The sequence below is a fragment of the Pantoea nemavictus genome (genome assembly GCF_037479095.1).
Taxonomy (GTDB): Bacteria; Pseudomonadota; Gammaproteobacteria; order Enterobacterales; family Enterobacteriaceae; genus Pantoea; species Pantoea nemavictus.
Genome location: NZ_JBBGZW010000001.1, coordinates 2,981,351 through 3,000,264, shown reverse-complemented (window position 1 = coordinate 3,000,264; position 18,914 = coordinate 2,981,351). Strand labels below are relative to the sequence as shown.

Genomic DNA, 18,914 nt, shown 5'->3' with positions numbered 1-18,914 from the left:
CTGTTTTAGTCAAACTCCAGTTCCACCTGCTCCGATCCTACTAACGACCGCAAATCGTTGAGTAAACGATCGCTGGGCGAAATTCGCCACGCTGCACCAAAGCGTAGCTTCGCTCGCGCATCGGCTCTCTGATAGTAGAGATGCACCGGAATGGTCCCGGAGCGATGAGGCTCCAGAGACTGGCGGAGACGGTTTAAAAGCTGGTCATCAATTTGCCTGTCCGTCAGCGAGATAGCAAGTCCGCGCGCGTATTTTTCCCGCGCTTCGTCGATGTCCATAACTTCTCGAGCGGTCATTTTAAGGCCACCGCTAAAGTCATCAAAGCTGACCTGTCCACTGACGATCAGGATACGGTCCTTCTCCAGCAACTGCTGGTATTTATCTAACGCATCGGTAAATAACATCACTTCAAGACGACCAGAACGATCGTCAATCGTACAAATACCAATTCGGTTGCCGCGCTTGGTGACCATCACGCGGGCGGCAATCACCAGCCCCGCCGCGACGGTTACTTTACCACGATCTGTTGGATGCATGTCTTTCAGCCGCATGCCGCCAACGTAACGCTCAATTTCTTTCAAATACTGATTAATAGGATGGCCGGTGAGATACAGGCCAAGCGTCTCACGTTCACCATCCAACTGAACTTGTTCCGGCCATGGCGTAATGCTGGCGTAGGATTTCTCCACCTGCTCCGGCTCTTCCGCCAGCACACCAAACATATCGGCCTGGCCAATGGCTTCGGCTTTAGCGTGCTGATCGGCGGCTTTTAATGCATCGCCAAGCGCACTCATCAATGCTGCACGATGCGGACCCAGACGATCGAACGCGCCCGACATGATCAGTTTTTCCATCACGCGACGGTTGATCTTCTTGGTGTCAGTGCGCGCACAGAGATCGAACAGCTCTTTGAAGTAGCCGCCCTCGTTACGCGCATCAATGATCGCTTCGATCGGACCTTCGCCCACGCCTTTAATCGCGCCAATGCCGTAAACGATCTCGCCTTCGTCATTGACGTGGAACGGATACAAACCTGAGTTGATGTCCGGCGGCAGCACTTTAAGGCCCATGCGCCAGCACTCATCGACCAGACCAACCACTTTCTCGGTGTTATCCATATCGGCGGTCATTACCGCCGCCATAAACTCTGCCGGATAGTGCGCTTTCAGCCACAGCGTTTGATAGGAAACCAGGGCGTAAGCGGCGGAGTGCGACTTGTTGAAGCCATAACCGGCAAACTTTTCTACCAGATCGAAGATTTTCATCGACAGTTCGCCATCGACGCCCATCTTCTCCGCACCGTCCTGGAATACCGAACGCTGCTTCGCCATCTCTTCTGGTTTCTTTTTACCCATCGCACGACGCAACATATCTGCGCCACCCAGCGTATAGCCGGACAGCACCTGCGCGATCTGCATCACCTGTTCCTGATACAGGATAATGCCGTAGGTCGGCTCCAGTACCGGTTTCAGGGTTTCGTGCTGCCACTGAATATCCGGATAGGAGATCTCTTCGCGGCCGTGCTTACGGTCAATGAAGTTATCTACCATGCCCGATTGCAGCGGGCCCGGGCGGAACAATGCCACCAGAGCGATCATATCTTCGAAGCAGTCAGGCTTCAGACGTTTGATCAGATCTTTCATGCCGCGCGATTCAAGCTGGAACACTGCGGTGGTTTCCGAGCGCTGCAGCATGTCGAAGCTTTTCTTGTCATCCAGCGGGATGGCAGCGATATCGATCGGCGGCAAACCCTGCTTTTCACGGCGCGGGTTAATCATCTTCAGCGCCCAGTCGATGATGGTGAGCGTACGCAAGCCGAGGAAGTCAAACTTCACCAGCCCGGCGTATTCCACGTCATTCTTATCAAACTGGGTAACCGGGAACTGTCCGTTTTCATCGCAGTACAGCGGCGCAAAATCGGTAATTTTGGTTGGCGAGATCACCACACCACCGGCATGTTTACCGGCGTTACGCGTGACACCTTCCAGCTTGCGCGCCATGTCGATCAGCGCTTTAACCTCTTCGTCTGCCTCGTAAATCTCCGGCAACTGCGGTTCAGCCAGGAAGGCTTTTTCCAGCGTCATGCCCGGATCCGGCGGGATCAGTTTGGAGATACGATCGACGAAACCATACGGATGACCCAGCACGCGTCCCACATCGCGGATTACCGCTTTCGCCGCCATGGTACCGAAGGTGATGATCTGCGATACCGCTTCACGTCCGTACATCTCGGCAACGTGATCGATAACCTGATCGCGCTTCTCCATGCAGAAGTCGACGTCGAAGTCGGGCATCGACACACGTTCTGGATTAAGGAAGCGTTCGAACAGCAGGTCAAACTCTAGCGGATCAATATCGGTAATCTTCAGCGCATACGCCACCAGCGAGCCCGCACCCGAGCCGCGGCCAGGACCCACGGGGATGCCGTTATCCTTGGACCACTGAATAAACTCCATCACGATCAGGAAGTAGCCGGGGAAGCCCATCTGGTTGATTACGGTGAGTTCAATATCCAGACGTTCATCATATTCCACGCGTTTCTCAGCGCGCTCCGCCGGATCCGGGAAGAGAAATTCCATACGCTCTTCCAGACCTTCACGTGACTTCGCCACGAGGAAGTTTTCAGTGCTCATCTCACCGGTGGGGAACTGTGGCAGGAAGTATTCGCCGAGGCGCACGGTTACGTTACAGCGCTTAGCAATCTCTACGCTATTTTCCAGCGCTTCTGGGATGTCCGAGAACAGCTCGCACATCTCCTCTTCACTGCGCATATATTGCTGAGGACTGTAATTGCGCGGGCGCTTAGGATCATCCAGCGTATAGCCGTCATGAATTGCGACGCGGATTTCATGCGCATCAAAATCTTCTTCATTCAGGAAGCACACTTCGTTAGTGGCCACCACCGGTACGCCTTCGGCGATCGCTAACTCAACCGCAGCGTGCAGATAAGCTTCCTCATCAGCACGACCGGTGCGGATGAGCTCGAGGTAATAGCGATTGGGGAAGTGTTCCTGATAGAAGCTCAAACACTGCGCCACCATGGCGCTATTGCCGCGCAGCAGGCTACGACCAACATCACCGCGGCGTCCACCCGACAACAGAATCAAACCTTCGCCTAATTCCAGCAGCCAGTCACGATCGATGATTGGCCCATCGATGCCATAACCGCGCTGATAGGCACGTGAAATCAGCAGCGTCAGGTTTTGATAACCGGTGTTATTCGCGGCCAGCACGGTGAGTTGCGTCAACTCGTCACCCATCAGTTCACTGGCAACGTGGAAGTCAGCCCCCACAATCGGCTTGATCCCCGCTCCGTGCGCGCTGCCGTAAAAACGCACCAACCCACACAGGTTGATGTAGTCGGTCATGGCAATCGCTGGCATGCCAAGCGCGGCCGCCTTCTTGACTAAAGGTCCGGTTTTCGCCAGACCATCAACCATGGAGTAATCGCTATGGACGCGCAGATGTATAAAACGAGGTTCAGCCATATCAGTTTCCGGTTAAAACAGCGTCAGGCTATTAAAGCGTAGTTGGCTGATGTGCAGCCCGCACATCGGCATCGATCAGGGCGTTACGCACCGGCGCAAAGCTGCGACGATGGTGAGGTGTGGCACCGTGCTGCGTTAGCTTTTCCATATGCAAAGCAGTCGGATAACCTTTGTGCTGCGCGAAGCCATATTCAGGGAATAGCAGATCCAGCTCGGCCATTTCCCGATCACGCGTCACTTTAGCGATAATCGAGGCCGCACTGATCTCTTTCACCAGGCTATCACCCTTCACCACTGCCAGCGAAGCCATCGGCAACGCTGGGCAACGGTTGCCATCGATCAGTACGAAGTCTGGCGCAACGGGTAAACCTGCTACCGCGCGCTGCATCGCTAGCATGGTAGCGTGCAAAATATTGAGCTGATCGATCTCTTCAGGTTCAGCACGGCCAAGGCTCCAGGCCAACGCCTTCTCTTTGATCTCGTCATACAACGCCAGACGACGCTTCTCTGACAACTTTTTTGAGTCGGCCAGGCCTGCAATCGGGTTGTCGGGATCGAGGATCACAGCAGCGGTGACAACGGCGCCAACCAGCGGGCCGCGCCCAACTTCATCAACGCCAGCAATCCGCTGCGCGTTGGGATAGATAAATTCAGCCATTGATGATCTCCAGTACCGCATCCGCCGCTTGTTCGTCGGCATTCCAGCGAATCTGTTGATGCAGTTCGGTGAAGGTGTTCAGTAACGCTTCGCGCTCAGGCCCGGCGTGCAGCAAGGGTTCTAACGCCGCAGCTAAAGCTTCAGGCTGGCACTCGTCCTGCAGCAGCTCTTTCACCAGTTCGCGACCAGCCAGCAGATTCGGCAGCGAAACATACGGCGTTTTCACCAGACGTTTGGCCAGCCAGAAGGTAAACGGCTTCATACGATAGCCCACTACCATCGGGCATTTCGCCAGCATACACTCCAGCGCGGCGGTGCCAGACGCAAGAATAGCCGCGTCACTGGCCAGCATCGCCTGGCGGCCTTTGCCATCCAGCAAATGCATCGGCAATTCCGGCGCCACCTCAGCTTTGATCTGCTCAAACTGTTCGCGACGTTTGGCATTGACTAGCGGCACCACGATTTCCAGCGTTGGATAGCGCTGACGCAAAAGTTGGGCAGCGCGCAGGAAATCGGCGCTGAGCATTTCAACTTCTGCACCGCGACTGCCGGGCAATAAGCCGAGGCAAATCGCCTCTTCGTCTATGCCTAACTCGCGGCGCGCCGCCAGTTTATCAGGCTGTAACGGCATCGCATCGGCCATGGTATGGCCAATAAAGCGGCACGGCACGTTGAAGCGATCGTAGAAAGCTTTTTCAAACGGCAAAAAGGCCAGCACCAAATTGGTATTACGGCCGATTTTAAACACGCGTTTTTGACGCCACGCCCAAACCGAAGGGCTGACGTAATGAATAGTGCGAATGCCTTGGCGCTTGAGGCTGCCTTCCAACGTAATGTTGAAATCCGGCGCATCAATGCCAACGAAGACATCCGGCTTGAGTTCGGTAAAGCGCTGCGTGAGGTCGTGACGAATTTTAAGCAAGCGGCGCAAGCGGCCTAGCACTTCGACGATACCCATCACCGCCAGCTCTTCCATCTCGTACCAGGCTTCACAGCCTTCGGCCTGCATCAGCGGGCCAGCCACGCCAACAAAGCGTGCATTGGGATGACGCGCTTTTAACGCACGGATGAGACCTGCACCAAGAATATCGCCGGAGGTTTCTCCGGCGACCAGGGCAATCGTGAGGGGACGCGCTGACATGGATTAACGAATCAATCCACGCGTTGAACGGGCAAAGAAATCATAGAAAGGCTGTACTTCGCTGTGTTGCTTTGCCAGCTCTTCAATCTCTGGTTTCACTTCATCCAGCGTTTTGCCGCTGCGGTACAGCAGTTTGTACGCGTTGCGAATGGCATGCAGCGCTTCTTTGCTAAAGCCGCGACGCTTCAGACCTTCGATGTTAATACCGTACGGCGTTGCATGGTTACCCTGTGCAATAACGTAAGGCGGCACATCCTGCGCGACACCTGAACAACCGCCAACCATCACATGCGCACCAATGGTGCACCACTGATGTACCGCTGTCATGCCGCCAATAATAGCGAAATCATCAACGGTTACGTGACCGCCCAGCGTGGCATTATTGGCAAAGATGCAGCGATTGCCGATCACGCAGTCATGGGCAATGTGCGCATTAACCATCAGCAGGTTATCGCTGCCGACTTTGGTCACATTGCCGCCCTGGGTGGTGCCACGATGAATCGTGACGCTCTCGCGGATGCGGTTGCGATCGCCAATTTCAACGCGCGTCGGTTCGCCAGCATATTTCAGATCCTGGTTAACTTCACCGATGGAAGCGAACTGGTAGATCTGATTATCTTTGCCGATACGCGTATGGCCGTTCACCACCACGTGTGATTTGAGTACGGTACCTTCACCAATTTCCACATGGGCACCGATAAAGCAGAACGGGCCGATATGAACATTGGCACCGATAATGGCACCTTCTTCAATAACTGAACTGGGATGAATATTGGCGGTTGAATCAATCACTTATTATGCCTCCCGGCTACGGGCACACATCATGGTCGCTTCACAGACAATTTTGCCGTCAACGGTCGCCACGCCTTTAAAGCGCGTCAGGCCACGACGGGTTTTCTCGAATGTCACTTCCATGATCATCTGATCGCCCGGTACTACAGGACGTTTGAAACGGGCTTCATCGATACCGGCGAAGTAATACAGTTCGCCTGGCTCCAGTTTTCCAACGCTTTTAAACGCCAGGATACCGGTCGCTTGCGCCATCGCTTCCAGAATCAGAACGCCTGGGAAAATCGGCTTACCAGGGAAATGTCCCTGGAAAAACGGTTCGTTAACAGAAACGTTCTTAACCGCGCGCAGGTATTTATGCTCTTCAAAATCCAGCACGCGATCAACCAGCAAGAAAGGATAGCGGTGTGGCAGCAGTTCTAAAATCTCTTCAATTTTCAGAGTATGCGTTTCAGTAGTCAAAATACTCTTCCTGTCCTAAAAATCTGATGGCAACAATAACACGGCCTGCACCGATCAAAATGATCTTCCGCAGGCCGCAAATTAGTTCGGGGCGTTTCGCTTTCTTACCATACCTGCTGCCATGTTCGGCTTAACCGACGGTGGAAGAAAGTACACTTCTTGTTATGAAAGCGAGTAGCGTGGGATGCGTTTAGTCGTCTTTGCCGACCTTACGTTCGATGGCTTTTAAGCGTTTGCTTATTTCATCGATGTTCATCACCAGCGCTGCAGTTTTACGCCAGGTTTTGTTGGGTTGCAGTGGAATACCCGACGAGTATACCCCAGGTTCTGTGATGGGGCGCATTACCATGCCCATGCCCGTTACGGTCACTTTGTCACAGATTTCCATATGGCCGTTAATGACACTGGCGCCGCCAATCATACAGTAACGTCCAATCTTCAGACTACCCGCCATGATCACACCACCAGCAACTGCGGTGTTATCACCAATGATCACGTTGTGGGCAATCTGACACTGGTTGTCTATGATAACACCATTGCCGATCAGAGTGTTATCCAGCGCGCCGCGATCGATAGTGGTACAGGCACCAATTTCTACCCGATCACCAATCACTACGGTACCCAGCTGCGGAATTTTCACCCAGTTGCCGCGATCGTTAGCATAGCCGAAACCATCAGCACCGATTACCGTGCCGGACTGAATCAGACAATCCTGACCAATCTGGATTTCGTGATAAATCGTGACGTTAGCCCACAAGCGTGAGCCGCGACCGATACGCGTCTGCTTACCAACAAAACATCCTGCGCCAATAACGACGTCATCACCCAGCTCAACGCCGGACTCAATCACCGCATTTGCGCCTACCGAAACATTCTTACCCAGCTTAGCAGTTGCATCGATCACCGCGCTGGGCGCGATATTCTGCGCGGGCTGCGGCGTGGTGTCCAGCAGTTGTGCCATGTGGGCATAAGTTAGGTAAGGATTTTTCACCACCAGGGCGGCCGTTTTACACCACTCCAGATCCGCTTCCGTCAGCACCACGGCTGAAGCCTGGATAGTAGCGAGCTGCTCGCGGTAGCGGCTGTTTGCAAGAAAAGTGATTTGGCCAGTTGTGGCGGATTGCATAGAAGCAATGCCGGAGATGACGATATCGCCATCTCCGTGCAATTCTGCATCCAACTGCTGGGCTAAATCAGCCAGTCGAATTGATGACATCAATTATTTAACCTGTTTTACAACGTCAGCAGTGATGTCTTTAGCATCAGAAGAAGAGTACAGCACGGCCTGAGAGTCCAGAACCAGATCGTAACCTTCGCTTTTCGCTACAGACTGCACAGCGGTCTGGATTTTAGCCAGCAGCTTGTTACGTTCCTGCATCTGACGGGTTTGGTTGTCTTTGTCAAAAGCCTGTGCTTTTTGTTCAAAGGCAGCACGCTCAGAAGAAATCTGCTTCTCTTTCTTGGTACGGTCGCTCGCTTTCATGGTCGACGCATTACGCTGCAGATCCTGAATTTCTTGCTGGATCTTCTGCTGCTGAGACTGGAGGTCAGAGGCGCGGCTCTGGAATTCACCTTCCAGTTGCTTAGCAACAGCGGCACGCTGCGGAGACTGCTGGAAAACCTGGCTCAGGTTCACGACGGCAACTTTATCAGCCGCTTGGGCACCCGCAGAAGCAGCTAATGCAACACCCAGAGCAGCAGCACAGAACAACTTTTTCACTATAAACTCCTTACCTCAACGTGTGTGTTTGCAGCGTGCCGCATCTTTAAACGGCACGCGTGCAAGACGGTATTTTCACTTCCTTGTTCAGAGCCTTACCAGGTTTTACCGATGTTAAACTGGAATTGCTCTGACTTGTCTCCCTCGACTTTCTTCATCGGCTGGGCGTATGAGAATACCAACGGTCCTAATGGTGACATCCACTGCAGTGCCACACCGGCAGAGACGCGAATGTTGTTAGGATCGCTGTAGTCCGGCACACCCGCCGCACGTGTTTCTGCGGTGTTCTGCCATTTGGTATCCCAAACGGTACCGGCATCCATAAACACCGAGGTACGCACAGAGTTTGCATACTTTTCGCTCAGGAACGGCGTAGGCGTAATCAGCTCAAGGCTGGCAATCGCCATAGCATTACCCCCTACCGCATCATCTGACTTACAAACCCCGTTCGGGTTAGTCAGATTACAGGTAGATGAGCCATCGTTCAGATACGCAGCTTTAGGACCAATGGTATTAGACTGGAAGCCACGAACCGTGCTTGAACCACCGCCGTAGAAGTTCTCATAGAACGGCATCTCTTTTCCACCGAGTCCGTCACCATATCCAACACGACCACGACCTAATACCACCCACGTACCATCGCGGTTCAGCGGCACATATTGCTGGCTATCTAATGTCGCTTTGTAGAACGCGTTATCAGAGCCCGGAATGGTCACTTTACCATTCAGGTTGGTACGGTTACCGCGCGTTGGGAAGAAGCCGCGGTCTAAGGTGTTATACGTCCAGCCATAGTTGAAGGTGAAATCATCTGCGGAGAAATCGCCTTCATCATTCAGGCCCTGATGACGCCCCACCGAATCAAGATAACGCCACATAGCAATCTGTGGACGCATGTTGGACAGGTCGTTATGTACGTATCCTAAACCAACACGCAGCGTGTTATTTTCATTGACCGGGAAGCCCAGCGTTCCATCGAGACCATAACTTTTGTTGGTATAGTCGGACAGATCCGCGTCATCAGCTTTAAAATCGTTGTAGAACAAACGACCGCCAAGGCTCACACCATCAACCGTAAAGTACGGATCGGTCATGGAGAGTTCAGCATAGGTCTGGTAATCATTTTTGGTACCGCTGATGCCAACGGTGTTACCGGTGCCGAGCCAGTTTTCCTGAGTTACGCCAACCTGGAAACTCACTCCACTTTCGGTACCGTAACCGACACCAAAGTTGAAAGTACCGGTGTTACGCTCTTTCACCTTGTAAACCACATCAACCTGGTCTGGTGCACCCGCAACGCGCTGTGTATCAACGTCAACGGTTTCGAAGTAACCCGTACGATTCAGTCGCTCTTTACCTTGATCAACGAGGTCGCTGCCCAACCAGGCACCTTCCATCTGACGCATTTCACGGCGCAGTACTGAATCTTTCGATGTGTCGTTGCCTTCGAAGCGTACCTTACGCACGTAGTAGCGGTTGCCCGCATCAACGTTGATATGCAGCTTGACGGTTTTGTCGGCATCGTTAATTTCAGGTTGTGTCACGACACGCGGATAGGCGTAGCCATAACGACCCAGCAATTTCTTGATGTCATCTTCCATCTGGGTAACTTTGGTGCCGTTGTACAGCTCACCCGATGGAATTCTGGTCATCTTTTCGATTTCCGCAGAATGGCCCGCCATGCTGCCGTTCACAATCACGCCGGCAATCTTGTACTGATCGCCTTCGTTAATGTTCACGGTGATGTAGATGCCTTTCTTATCTGGCGTCAGGCTCACCTGCGTGGAATCGATATTGAAACGCGCATAACCACGATCCAAATAGAAGCTGCGCAGGGTTTCGAGATCGCCCGCTAATTTTTGCTTCTGATATTTACGATCGCCGACCACGTTCCACCACGGCACTTCATCACGCAGTGAGAAGCGTGAGATCAGTTCGTCAGAGCTGAAAGCTTTATTGCCGACGATATTGATCTGTTGAATCTGCGCAGAAACGCCTTCCTGGAAGACGAATTTCAGGTCAACACGGTTACGTGGCAGCGGCGTAGCAATCGCTTTGACGCTGGCTGTGTATTTACCGACGCTGTAGTAGAAATCTTCCAGACCCTTTTCGATTGAAGAGAGCGTGGTGCGATCCAGCGCTTCGCCAACGCGCACGCCAGAAGCCTCGAGGTTCTGTTTCAGCTGATCTTCTTTCACCGCTTTGTTACCGGAGAAAGTGATGTTGGCAATGGTTGGACGCTCTTTCACCTGAACAATCAGGGTTGTCCCGTCACGCAGAACCTGCACATCTTCAAAGTTACCGGTGGCAAACAGTGAGCGAATGGTGTTTCTGACATCATCATCATTCACCGTATCACCGACACGTACCGGCATGCTGAGCAGAGCCGCGCCGACGGCGACTCGTTGTAGACCTTCGAAATGAATGTCCTTCACTACGAAATCGTCTGCACCGTAAACGGTGGCGCTGCTAAACAGCAGCGACGCTATGAGCAACTTTTTCATCGCCATCGTTGTTATGCGTTTTCCTAACACATCCCGCACCTGTATGCGTTCCAGCTATTACAGACGAGAGAAATCATTGAAAAGTGCAAGCCCCATTAACAGCACCAGCAAGATTGAGCCAATGCGATAACTAAAGTCCTGAACTCGCTCGGACACCGGTCTACCTTTGATCTTTTCGATCGCCAGAAAGAGCAGATGACCACCATCTAAAACCGGCAGAGGGAACAGGTTAATGATGCCCAGGTTGACGCTGATTAGCGCCAGGAACATCAGGTAATAAATCACCCCGTACTCTGCTGATAACCCGGCACCTTGCGCAATCGAAATCGGCCCGCTCAGGTTATTCAGCTTCACATCCCCGGTTATCAACTTGCCCAACATGGAAACTGTTAGCTTCATCAACTGCCAGGTTTTCACACTGGCTTCGCCGATAGCCGCAAAGGGCCCATATTGCCTTACCGTTTTGTACTCATCAGGCAGTGGAATTACGCGCGGTATAACACCCGCGAAGCCTTCCGCTTCATTGCCCGGTTTCGCTTCCGGCGTGAGCGATAACGCCACAGGTTCGCCGTTGCGCTCAATATCTAGCGCCATGTTTTTGCCCGGGTTATCCCGCACCTGCGCCGCAAAAGTCTGCCACTGTGTTAATGGCTGACCATCGACTTTAACGATCCTATCGCCCGCTTGCAAACCAGCATTGCTTGCCGGCGAGTTTGCCTGAACGTCAGCTAAGGTCGTTTCAATCTGCGGCCCACGTGGACGAATACCTAAAGCGACCACCGGATCCTGTTTATCAGGCTCAAATTGCCATTCGCGCAAATTTAATTGCTTTTGCTGCGTAGCTTCTTCGCCAAATTGCGAAACAGTAAGCGTGGCATCGCTGTCACCGATTTTACCGACCAGCGCCATACGCACAGCATCCCAATCAGGCGTTTCGATACCATCTACCGCTTTAAGTTCCATGCCGGAGGTAATTTGCGCTTCAGCAGCGACGGAACCGTTCAGAATTTCGCCAACCACCGGACGTACGCCCGGTACGCCGTGGATAAACACCACCCAGTAGGCAAATATGGCAAAGATGAAGTTGGCGATAGGACCGGCCGCAATAATGGAAGCACGCTGCAGCACGGTTTTATTGTTGAAGGCTTGATGACGCAGTTCAGCGGGAACGCTCTCAACGCGTTCATCGAGCATTTTAACGTAGCCACCGAGAGGAATCAGCGCGATGACATATTCGGTGCCCTGACGGTCGGTGCGCTGCCATAGCGCCTTACCAAAGCCAATGGAGAAACGTTCGACTTTGACACCGCAACGGCGAGCGACCCAAAAATGACCAAATTCGTGCACGGTAATCAGCACGCCCAGCGCCACGATAAAGGCGACAAAACTCCAGAGTATACTCAACATCGTCGGCGATCCTCAGAGGGTTTGGAACACCAGCAGCAGCAGGCAGGCAAATACCGGCACCGCAGCTGTCAGGCTATCAATACGATCGAGAATACCACCGTGCCCTGGAATCAAGTTACCGCTGTCTTTAATGCCTGCCTCACGTTTGAACATACTCTCTGTGAGGTCACCGAGTACTGATGCGAGTGTCGCAATGACCGCACAGATAATCAGTGTGCCTGGCGCAACCGAAAGCGGTGCCAATAGCGCAAACAGCCAGGCAATGATGGCAGACGACAGCAGCCCACCAAAGAAACCTTCCCAGGTTTTACCCGGAGAAACTTTCGGAGCCAGTTTGTGTTTACCAAACAGACGGCCAAACATATAAGCACCAGAGTCTGCGCCCCAGACGAGGAACATCACGAACAGTAGCCACCACGCACCCGCGAAGTGATCGGTATCGTAATGGTATTGACGCAGCGCCATCATGCCCCAGAAAAACGGAATGACGGTGAGAAGGCCAAACACCAGACGCAGCGTACGCGAATTACGCCACAGCGCAGCCGAAGCAGGATAGAACAGCACTAAAAATAGCGCGACAATCCACCATCCCAGCGATGCCCAGAGCGAGCCTTCCATCTGGAATTGATGCAGATTGCGTTGATAGGGTTGCAGGGTAAAGAGCATCGCGGACAGTAACAAACCGCATAGCACGGCCAGCCAGATACGTTGCTGGCGCGTTTTCATGCCCGCAAACTGCCCCCATTCCCAGGCGGCAAGCATGCAGATGATGATAGTGGTGATCGCAAAACCGGACAGTGGCAACCAGAACAGTGCAGCGATCACCAGCGGAATCAAAATTAACGCGGTAATCAGACGAGACTTCAGCAAAGGTTACCCCCAAATTGCTTAGGCGCCGCCTGGTGCAGTACCGCCATAGCGTCGCTCCCGCGTAGAGAATGCATTCAGTGCACCTTCAAAAACGTTTTCATCAAAATCAGGCCAAAGAACATCGGTAAACCAAAACTCAGCATAGGCGATTTGCCACAGCAGGAAGTTGCTAATCCGATGCTCTCCCCCGGTCCTTATCACTAAATCCACTGGCGCCAGCTCCTGCATACACAGATACGGAGCCAGGCTTTCTTCGGTAATCTGGTCAGGACGCAGTAAACCTTCCTGAACCTGTTCGGCCAATTTTCTGGCACCCTGGATAATATCCCAACGGCCGCCATAGTTGGCAGCAATGTTGAGGGTCAGTCCATTATTTTGCTGAGTCAGTTCCTCGGCGCGGCGAATGCGTTCCTGAATACGGTTATTGAAACGGCTGATATCACCAATAATGCGCAGACGCACATTGTGCTTGTGCAGGCTTTTAACTTCGCTGTCGAGCGCCCAGACAAACAACTCCATTAATGCTGTCACTTCCTGAATGGGTCGGCTCCAGTTTTCACTGCTGAACGCATAAAGCGTGAGCGCTTCCAGTTTGTGGCTGACCGCAAAGCTGACAGCCCGGCGTACTGATTTTACCCCGGCTTTGTGGCCTGAAATACGCAGTTTGCCCTGATTTTTTGCCCAGCGACCATTACCATCCATAATGATGGCCACGTGACGTGGCGTGCAGTACGACTCGTCATCGATTGTATTGTGATTGTTGGACGACATAACGCGTAATAATTCCTTTCATCAGAAATGCTGTGGTTTCTGAATACATTGCGCCTGCAGCAAACTCCGGCAAACACGCCAGATGACATCGAAACAATGTCGGGCTGTGAAACGCGAGCGAGCGACTATACCATTTTCACCCAGAGCGAACAAATAGCGGGAACTATCAACCTGCTAAACGAAAGCGTGGCAACAATTCTCTGGCACGAACTCGCGCTAATCGGTCGATCTCCATCACTTCGTCAATGCTGCCCGGCTCCTGACACTTCAGGGAGGCCAGCACTTCGCTGTTGATGGCGGCGATATCGGTAAAGCGAATCTGGTGCTGCAGAAAAGCCTCAACCGCCACTTCATTCGCTGCATTCAGCGTCGTAGTGGCGGCCTGGCCTGCTGCGCAGGCATCAATTGCGAGCTTCAGGCAGGGATAGCGCTCGTAGTCCGGCTCGGCAAACGTCAGCGACTTCATGCGAGTGAAGTCGAGCGGCGTCACGCCCGCAGAGATACGTGCTGGCCATGCCATGCTGTGCGCTATTGGCGTTCGCATATCCGGTGAACCCAGTTGCGCCAGTACACTGCCGTCGCAATAACGCACCATCGAATGGATGACGGACTGCGGATGCAGGATCACCTCCATCTGCGCGTCGGTCGCATTAAACAGCCAGCGGGCTTCAATGTATTCAAGACCTTTATTCATCATGGTGGCCGAATCAACGGAGATTTTACGTCCCATTGACCAGTTCGGATGCGCACATGCTTGATCCGGCGACATAGCGGCTAAATCCGCTAATGGCGTGTCACGAAAAGGACCACCCGATCCCGTAAGGAGAATCGACTCGATGCCGTTCCCCTGCAGATCAGCGTACCCCAACTGATGCTGTATGGAAGCGGGTAAACTCTGAAAAATGGCATTGTGCTCGCTGTCGACCGGCAGCAATTGCGCCTGATGTTGACGTACAGCCTCCATAAACAGACGGCCGCATGTGACAAGCGATTCTTTGTTAGCGAGCAGCACCGTTTTACCCGCACGAATCGCCGCCAAAGTGGGCTGCAAGCCGGAGGCGCCGACAATCGCTGCCATTACCTGATCCACCTCATCCAACGCGGCCAGTTCGCAGGCTGCCTGAACGCCGGAGAGCACTTCGGTATTAACGTTGAGTGCTTTCAGTCGCTCACGCAGCGCCTGAGCGGATGTCTCGTCAGACATCGCGGCATAGCGTGGCTGGAATTGCTGGCACTGTTCAGCCATGAGCGCAACGTTTTGGCCGGCAACCAGCGCAGTCACTTGATAAAGTTCAGGATTCGCGGCAATTACCGCCAACGTACTGGTGCCAATCGAGCCGGTAGATCCCAGCAGAGTTAATCGCTTCATCATGCTATCCCTGTGAAGTCATGGATCGTTCCCGCAACGGCGCCGGGCACAATGTAAAACGCCGCCAGAGTCGACTATCTCTCGTCTCTGAACGGCGTTTTAAAAGTAAATGATGGGATTAGAAGTCCATCAGTTCCTTTTCTTTGTCGGCCAATGCCGCATCAACACTCCTGATGTGCGCATCAGTCATTTTCTGGATTTCGTCCTGCGAACGACGTTCGTCGTCTTCGCTGATCTCTTTGTCTTTCAGCAGCGCTTTGATCTTGTCATTGGCATCACGGCGGACGTTACGCACAGAGACACGGCCCTGCTCAGCTTCGCCACGTACGATCTTGATCAGGTCTTTACGACGCTCTTCGGTCAACGCTGGCAACGGCACACGAATATCGGTACCGGCCGAGCTTGGGTTCAGACCCAGATCGGACGTCATGATCGCTTTCTCAACCGCAGCGCTCAGCGAGCGATCAAATACGTTGATTTTCAACGTACGTGAATCCTCTACCGTCACGTTAGCCACCTGACGCAGCGGCGTAGGTGTACCGTAGTAAGGAACCATAATGCCGTCGAGCAGTGAAGGCGAAGCACGACCAGTGCGCACTTTGCTGATGTTGTTTTTGAATGCATCCACACACTTTTCCATGCGCGTGTCTGCATCTTTTTTAATGTCGTTAATCACGTTGAAACCCTTGAATTCGGTTGACCTGGCCATTTCCGGGCTAACCGGAAGCGGTATCGATAAACATCGATCATCCTAATTGCTGCGCGATGACAGCGCATCGCGGCAAAAGAATATACCTTATTTTAACCTGCGTCGGGTATTAATGCGTAATCAGGGTGCCTTCTTTTTCACCCATCACTACGCGACGCAGTGCGCCAGGCTTGTTCATATTGAAGACGCGGATAGGCAGTTTATGGTCGCGTGCCAGCGTGAAGGCCGCGAGATCCATCACTTTAAGCTCTTTATCCAGCACTTCTGCATAGCTCAGCTGATCATACAGCGTTGCATCCGGGTTTTTCACCGGATCTTCAGAGTAGACGCCGTCTACTTTGGTGGCTTTCAGTACCACGTCGGCTTCAATTTCGATGCCGCGCAGACAGGCTGCAGAGTCGGTGGTAAAGAACGGGTTGCCAGTACCGGCCGCGAAGATGACGACGCGGTTATTACGCAGCAGACTGATCGCTTCTGCCCAGCTGTAGTTGTCACACACGCCATTCAGCGGAATCGCTGACATCAAACGCGCATTGACATACGCACGGTGCAGCGCATCACGCATTGCCAGGCCATTCATCACCGTCGCCAGCATGCCCATATGGTCGCCGACCACACGGTTCATCCCGGCCTGGGCCAGACCTGCGCCGCGGAACAGGTTACCGCCACCAATAACCACACCCACCTGGATGCCCAGTTCAACCAGCTCTTTCACCTCTTGCGCCATGCGGTCAAGCACGCTCGCGTCGATGCCAAAACCTTCGGCACCTTGCAGTGCTTCGCCACTCAGTTTTAGCAGGATACGTTGATATACAGGTTTTGCGTTGGTCGCCATGGTCGATTCTTCCTGGAAGATATGATGAAAAGGAGAAGTAAAATCTGATCGATCATCCGCTTAGCAAGCAAGAAAAGCTATTGGGATGAGACTGAAAAGTGCTGCACTAAATTGCAGACAAAAAAGAACCGCCTTTTGGCGGTTCTTTCGGACCATTAAGACTGTTTAGACATTGCAGCAACTTCTGCTGCGAAGTCAGATTCAACTTTCTCAATGCCTTCGCCCACTTCGAAGCGGATGAAGTTGATGACGTCAGCGTTTTTCTCTTTCAACGCCTGGCCAACGGTTTTGCTTGGGTCGATAACGAAAGCCTGACCGGTCAGAGAAACTTCACCGGTGAATTTCTTCATGCGGCCTTCAACCATTTTCTCTGCGATTTCTTTTGGCTTGCCAGACTGCATGGCGATGTCCAGCTGAACCTGGTACTCTTTCTCAACCACATCTGCAGACACGTCTTCTGGCTTAACGAATTCTGGCTTGCTCGCAGCAATGTGCATAGCAATTTGCTTGCTCAGCTCTTCGTTAGCACCGGTAGTAGATACAACGACACCGATACGTGCGCCGTGCTGATAGCTGTTCAGCTCAGTGCCTTCCAGGATAGCAACACGACGGATGTTGATGTTCTCACCGATTTTCGCAACCAGCGCTACGCGTTCTTCTTCGAACTGCGCTTTCAGAACTTCCACATCGGTAACTTTGCCAGCAACAGCTGCATCCAGAACCTTGTCAGCAAACGCCTGGAAACCGCCATCTTTAGCAACGAAGTCGGTCTGGCAGTTTACTTCCAGGATCACCGCGAAGCCATCAGCGATTTTGGTTTTGATCACGCCATCAGCAGCTACGTTGCCTGCTTTTTTAGCGGCTTTGATTGCGCCAGATTTGCGCATGTTCTCAATCGCCAGCTCGATGTCGCCGTTCGCTTCGGTCAGCGCTTTTTTGCAGTCCATCATGCCTGCGCCAGTACGCTCACGCAGTTCTTTTACCAATGCAGCGGTAATATCAGCCATTCCAGAATCCTCGATTCGTCTCTGTGTGTTCACACACTGCCAGAAACTTGTTGCGGAAAATTTACTCTGCCCCGCTCGCTCTGAAGTGAGCGTGACAGACTTAGATAAAATAAAGGGGCCTGAACGGCCCCCTTAACAGATAACATCTGATGTCTAAGGGCTCTTAGAAAGAGCGAACCTTATTAAGCTTCAGCAGCTTCTTCAGCCTGCTCAGCCAGGTCCTGTGAACGGCCTTCGCGCACGGTAGTGGCAACGGCAGTCAGGTACAGGCTTACAGCACGGATCGCATCGTCGTTACCTGGGATAACGAAGTCAACGCCGTCTGGATCAGAGTTGGTATCAACGATAGCAAATACTGGGATACCCAGGTTGTTTGCTTCTTTGATAGCGATATGCTCGTGATCAGCGTCAACAACGAACAGTGCATCCGGCAGACCGCCCATATCTTTGATACCGCCCAGGCTGTTTTCCAGCTTGGCCAGTTCGCGAGTGCGCATCAGCGCTTCTTTCTTGGTCAGTTTGTCGAAAGTACCGTCCTGAGACTGAGACTCAAGATCTTTCAGGCGTTTGATTGACTGACGAACGGTTTTCCAGTTAGTCAGCATGCCACCCAACCAGCGGTGGTTTACGAAGAACTGGTCGCAGCTCAGAGCTGACTCTTTTACCGCTTCGGCAGCAGCGCGCTTAGTACCAACGATCAGGATCTTACCTTTACGGGAAGAGATCTTTTTCAACTCAGCCAGCGCGTCGTTGAACATTGGCACAGTCTGCTCGAGGTTGATGATGTGAACCTTGTTACGTGCGCCGAAGATGAATGGCTTCATTTTCGGGTTCCAGTAACGGGTCTGGTGACCAAAGTGAACACCAGCCTTGAGCATGTCGCGCATTGAAACAGTTGCCATGATTACCTCTAAAGTTTGATTTGGGGTTGGGCCTCCATGTATCCCATACGACCGACCTCTTTCAAGGCACCCCGGCGTATGTGTCGATACATGTGTGTTTTAGTACACATAATGAGTTTTATGCGTTTCCTGTCAGCCAAACGTCGGTGACAGAGAATCGTCGGCGCGCTTTATACCACAATGCGCAGGAATACGCCAATAGTAGTTAGCGGCAGCAGGCGCAGACAATCGCCATTTGGCAGCCCATTTGCTGGCTGCTAACATGATCGCCACAGAACTCATTAT

At 52.7% G+C, this 18,914-nt stretch carries 16 protein-coding genes; all 16 read right to left on the bottom strand.

The genetic code is table 11. The annotated features are described in order from the left end of the window. Window positions 1–5: 5 nt before the first annotated feature. The 16 genes from dnaE to rpsB all read right to left on the bottom strand — a co-directional run bounded on the left by dnaE (window position 6) and on the right by rpsB (window position 18,629). Complete coding sequence (gene dnaE, locus WH298_RS13625; RefSeq protein ID WP_180823098.1) at window positions 6–3,488, bottom strand: DNA polymerase III subunit alpha; 3,483 nt, start codon at window positions 3,486–3,488, stop codon at window positions 6–8. Window positions 3,489–3,519: 31 nt separating this feature from the next. Beyond that, the gene (gene rnhB / locus WH298_RS13620; protein ID WP_180823096.1) at window positions 3,520–4,146 is read right to left on the bottom strand and encodes a ribonuclease HII; all 627 of its coding nucleotides are present in this window, start codon (window positions 4,144–4,146) and stop codon (window positions 3,520–3,522) included. Then, window positions 4,139–5,287 (bottom strand): lipid-A-disaccharide synthase, encoded by a 1,149-nt coding sequence (lpxB, locus tag WH298_RS13615; RefSeq protein ID WP_180823095.1) that lies wholly within the window; start codon window positions 5,285–5,287, stop codon window positions 4,139–4,141. The genes rnhB and lpxB overlap by 8 nt, the downstream gene beginning before the upstream one ends. A gap of 3 nt (window positions 5,288–5,290) precedes the next feature. Further along, complete coding sequence (gene lpxA, locus WH298_RS13610; RefSeq protein WP_007893926.1) at window positions 5,291–6,079, bottom strand: acyl-ACP--UDP-N-acetylglucosamine O-acyltransferase; 789 nt, start codon at window positions 6,077–6,079, stop codon at window positions 5,291–5,293. Between the two features lie 3 nt (window positions 6,080–6,082). Next, window positions 6,083–6,538, bottom strand: a complete 456-nt coding sequence (gene fabZ / locus WH298_RS13605) for a 3-hydroxyacyl-ACP dehydratase FabZ (protein WP_007893924.1) — start codon at window positions 6,536–6,538, stop codon at window positions 6,083–6,085. A gap of 190 nt (window positions 6,539–6,728) precedes the next feature. Beyond that, window positions 6,729–7,754 (bottom strand): UDP-3-O-(3-hydroxymyristoyl)glucosamine N-acyltransferase, encoded by a 1,026-nt coding sequence (gene lpxD, locus WH298_RS13600; protein WP_007893922.1) that lies wholly within the window; start codon window positions 7,752–7,754, stop codon window positions 6,729–6,731. Between the two features lie 3 nt (window positions 7,755–7,757). Next, window positions 7,758–8,258: an OmpH family outer membrane protein gene (locus tag WH298_RS13595; RefSeq protein ID WP_007893920.1), complete on the bottom strand. Its 501-nt coding sequence runs from the start codon at window positions 8,256–8,258 to the stop codon at window positions 7,758–7,760. A 95-nt stretch (window positions 8,259–8,353) separates the two neighbouring features. After that, a complete protein-coding gene (bamA, locus tag WH298_RS13590; protein WP_049851495.1) occupies window positions 8,354–10,765 on the bottom strand; it encodes an outer membrane protein assembly factor BamA in 2,412 nt (803 codons plus the stop codon). Between the two features lie 51 nt (window positions 10,766–10,816). Continuing rightward, window positions 10,817–12,166: a sigma E protease regulator RseP gene (gene rseP / locus WH298_RS13585; RefSeq protein ID WP_180823094.1), complete on the bottom strand. Its 1,350-nt coding sequence runs from the start codon at window positions 12,164–12,166 to the stop codon at window positions 10,817–10,819. Window positions 12,167–12,178: 12 nt separating this feature from the next. Continuing rightward, a complete protein-coding gene (gene cdsA / locus WH298_RS13580) occupies window positions 12,179–13,036 on the bottom strand; it encodes a phosphatidate cytidylyltransferase (protein WP_007893911.1) in 858 nt (285 codons plus the stop codon). A gap of 18 nt (window positions 13,037–13,054) precedes the next feature. Beyond that, entirely contained in the window at window positions 13,055–13,807 is a 753-nt protein-coding gene (gene ispU, locus WH298_RS13575; protein WP_007893909.1) for a (2E,6E)-farnesyl-diphosphate-specific ditrans,polycis-undecaprenyl-diphosphate synthase, read from the bottom strand. Window positions 13,808–13,973: 166 nt separating this feature from the next. After that, window positions 13,974–15,176, bottom strand: coding sequence for a 1-deoxy-D-xylulose-5-phosphate reductoisomerase (gene ispC / locus WH298_RS13570; protein WP_180823093.1), 1,203 nt, complete (start codon window positions 15,174–15,176; stop codon window positions 13,974–13,976). Window positions 15,177–15,294: 118 nt separating this feature from the next. Next, entirely contained in the window at window positions 15,295–15,852 is a 558-nt protein-coding gene (gene frr, locus WH298_RS13565; protein WP_180823091.1) for a ribosome recycling factor, read from the bottom strand. 142 nt (window positions 15,853–15,994) lie between these two features. After that, window positions 15,995–16,720, bottom strand: coding sequence for a UMP kinase (gene pyrH, locus WH298_RS13560; RefSeq protein ID WP_007893903.1), 726 nt, complete (start codon window positions 16,718–16,720; stop codon window positions 15,995–15,997). Window positions 16,721–16,875: 155 nt separating this feature from the next. Then, window positions 16,876–17,727 carry a translation elongation factor Ts gene (gene tsf / locus WH298_RS13555; protein ID WP_007893899.1) on the bottom strand — a complete coding sequence of 284 codons (852 nt, stop codon included), beginning with the start codon at window positions 17,725–17,727 and terminating at the stop codon, window positions 16,876–16,878. 182 nt (window positions 17,728–17,909) lie between these two features. Further along, the gene (gene rpsB / locus WH298_RS13550) at window positions 17,910–18,629 is read right to left on the bottom strand and encodes a 30S ribosomal protein S2 (RefSeq protein ID WP_007893898.1); all 720 of its coding nucleotides are present in this window, start codon (window positions 18,627–18,629) and stop codon (window positions 17,910–17,912) included. Between the last annotated feature and the right edge of the window lie 285 nt (window positions 18,630–18,914).

Bases quoted from the DNA above. Each gene is read 5' to 3' on its own strand.
- dnaE (WP_180823098.1), bottom strand. From the start codon at position 3,488: ATGGCTGAACCTCGTTTTATACATCTGCGCGTCCATAGCGATTACTCC.
- rnhB (WP_180823096.1), bottom strand. From the start codon at position 4,146: ATGGCTGAATTTATCTATCCCAACGCGCAGCGGATTGCTGGCGTTGAT.
- lpxB (WP_180823095.1), bottom strand. From the start codon at position 5,287: ATGTCAGCGCGTCCCCTCACGATTGCCCTGGTCGCCGGAGAAACCTCC.
- lpxD (WP_007893922.1), bottom strand. From the start codon at position 7,754: ATGTCATCAATTCGACTGGCTGATTTAGCCCAGCAGTTGGATGCAGAA.
- bamA (WP_049851495.1), bottom strand. From the start codon at position 10,765: ATGGCGATGAAAAAGTTGCTCATAGCGTCGCTGCTGTTTAGCAGCGCC.
- rseP (WP_180823094.1), bottom strand. From the start codon at position 12,166: ATGTTGAGTATACTCTGGAGTTTTGTCGCCTTTATCGTGGCGCTGGGC.
- ispU (WP_007893909.1), bottom strand. From the start codon at position 13,807: ATGTCGTCCAACAATCACAATACAATCGATGACGAGTCGTACTGCACG.
- ispC (WP_180823093.1), bottom strand. From the start codon at position 15,176: ATGAAGCGATTAACTCTGCTGGGATCTACCGGCTCGATTGGCACCAGT.
- pyrH (WP_007893903.1), bottom strand. From the start codon at position 16,720: ATGGCGACCAACGCAAAACCTGTATATCAACGTATCCTGCTAAAACTG.
- tsf (WP_007893899.1), bottom strand. From the start codon at position 17,727: ATGGCTGATATTACCGCTGCATTGGTAAAAGAACTGCGTGAGCGTACT.
- rpsB (WP_007893898.1), bottom strand. From the start codon at position 18,629: ATGGCAACTGTTTCAATGCGCGACATGCTCAAGGCTGGTGTTCACTTT.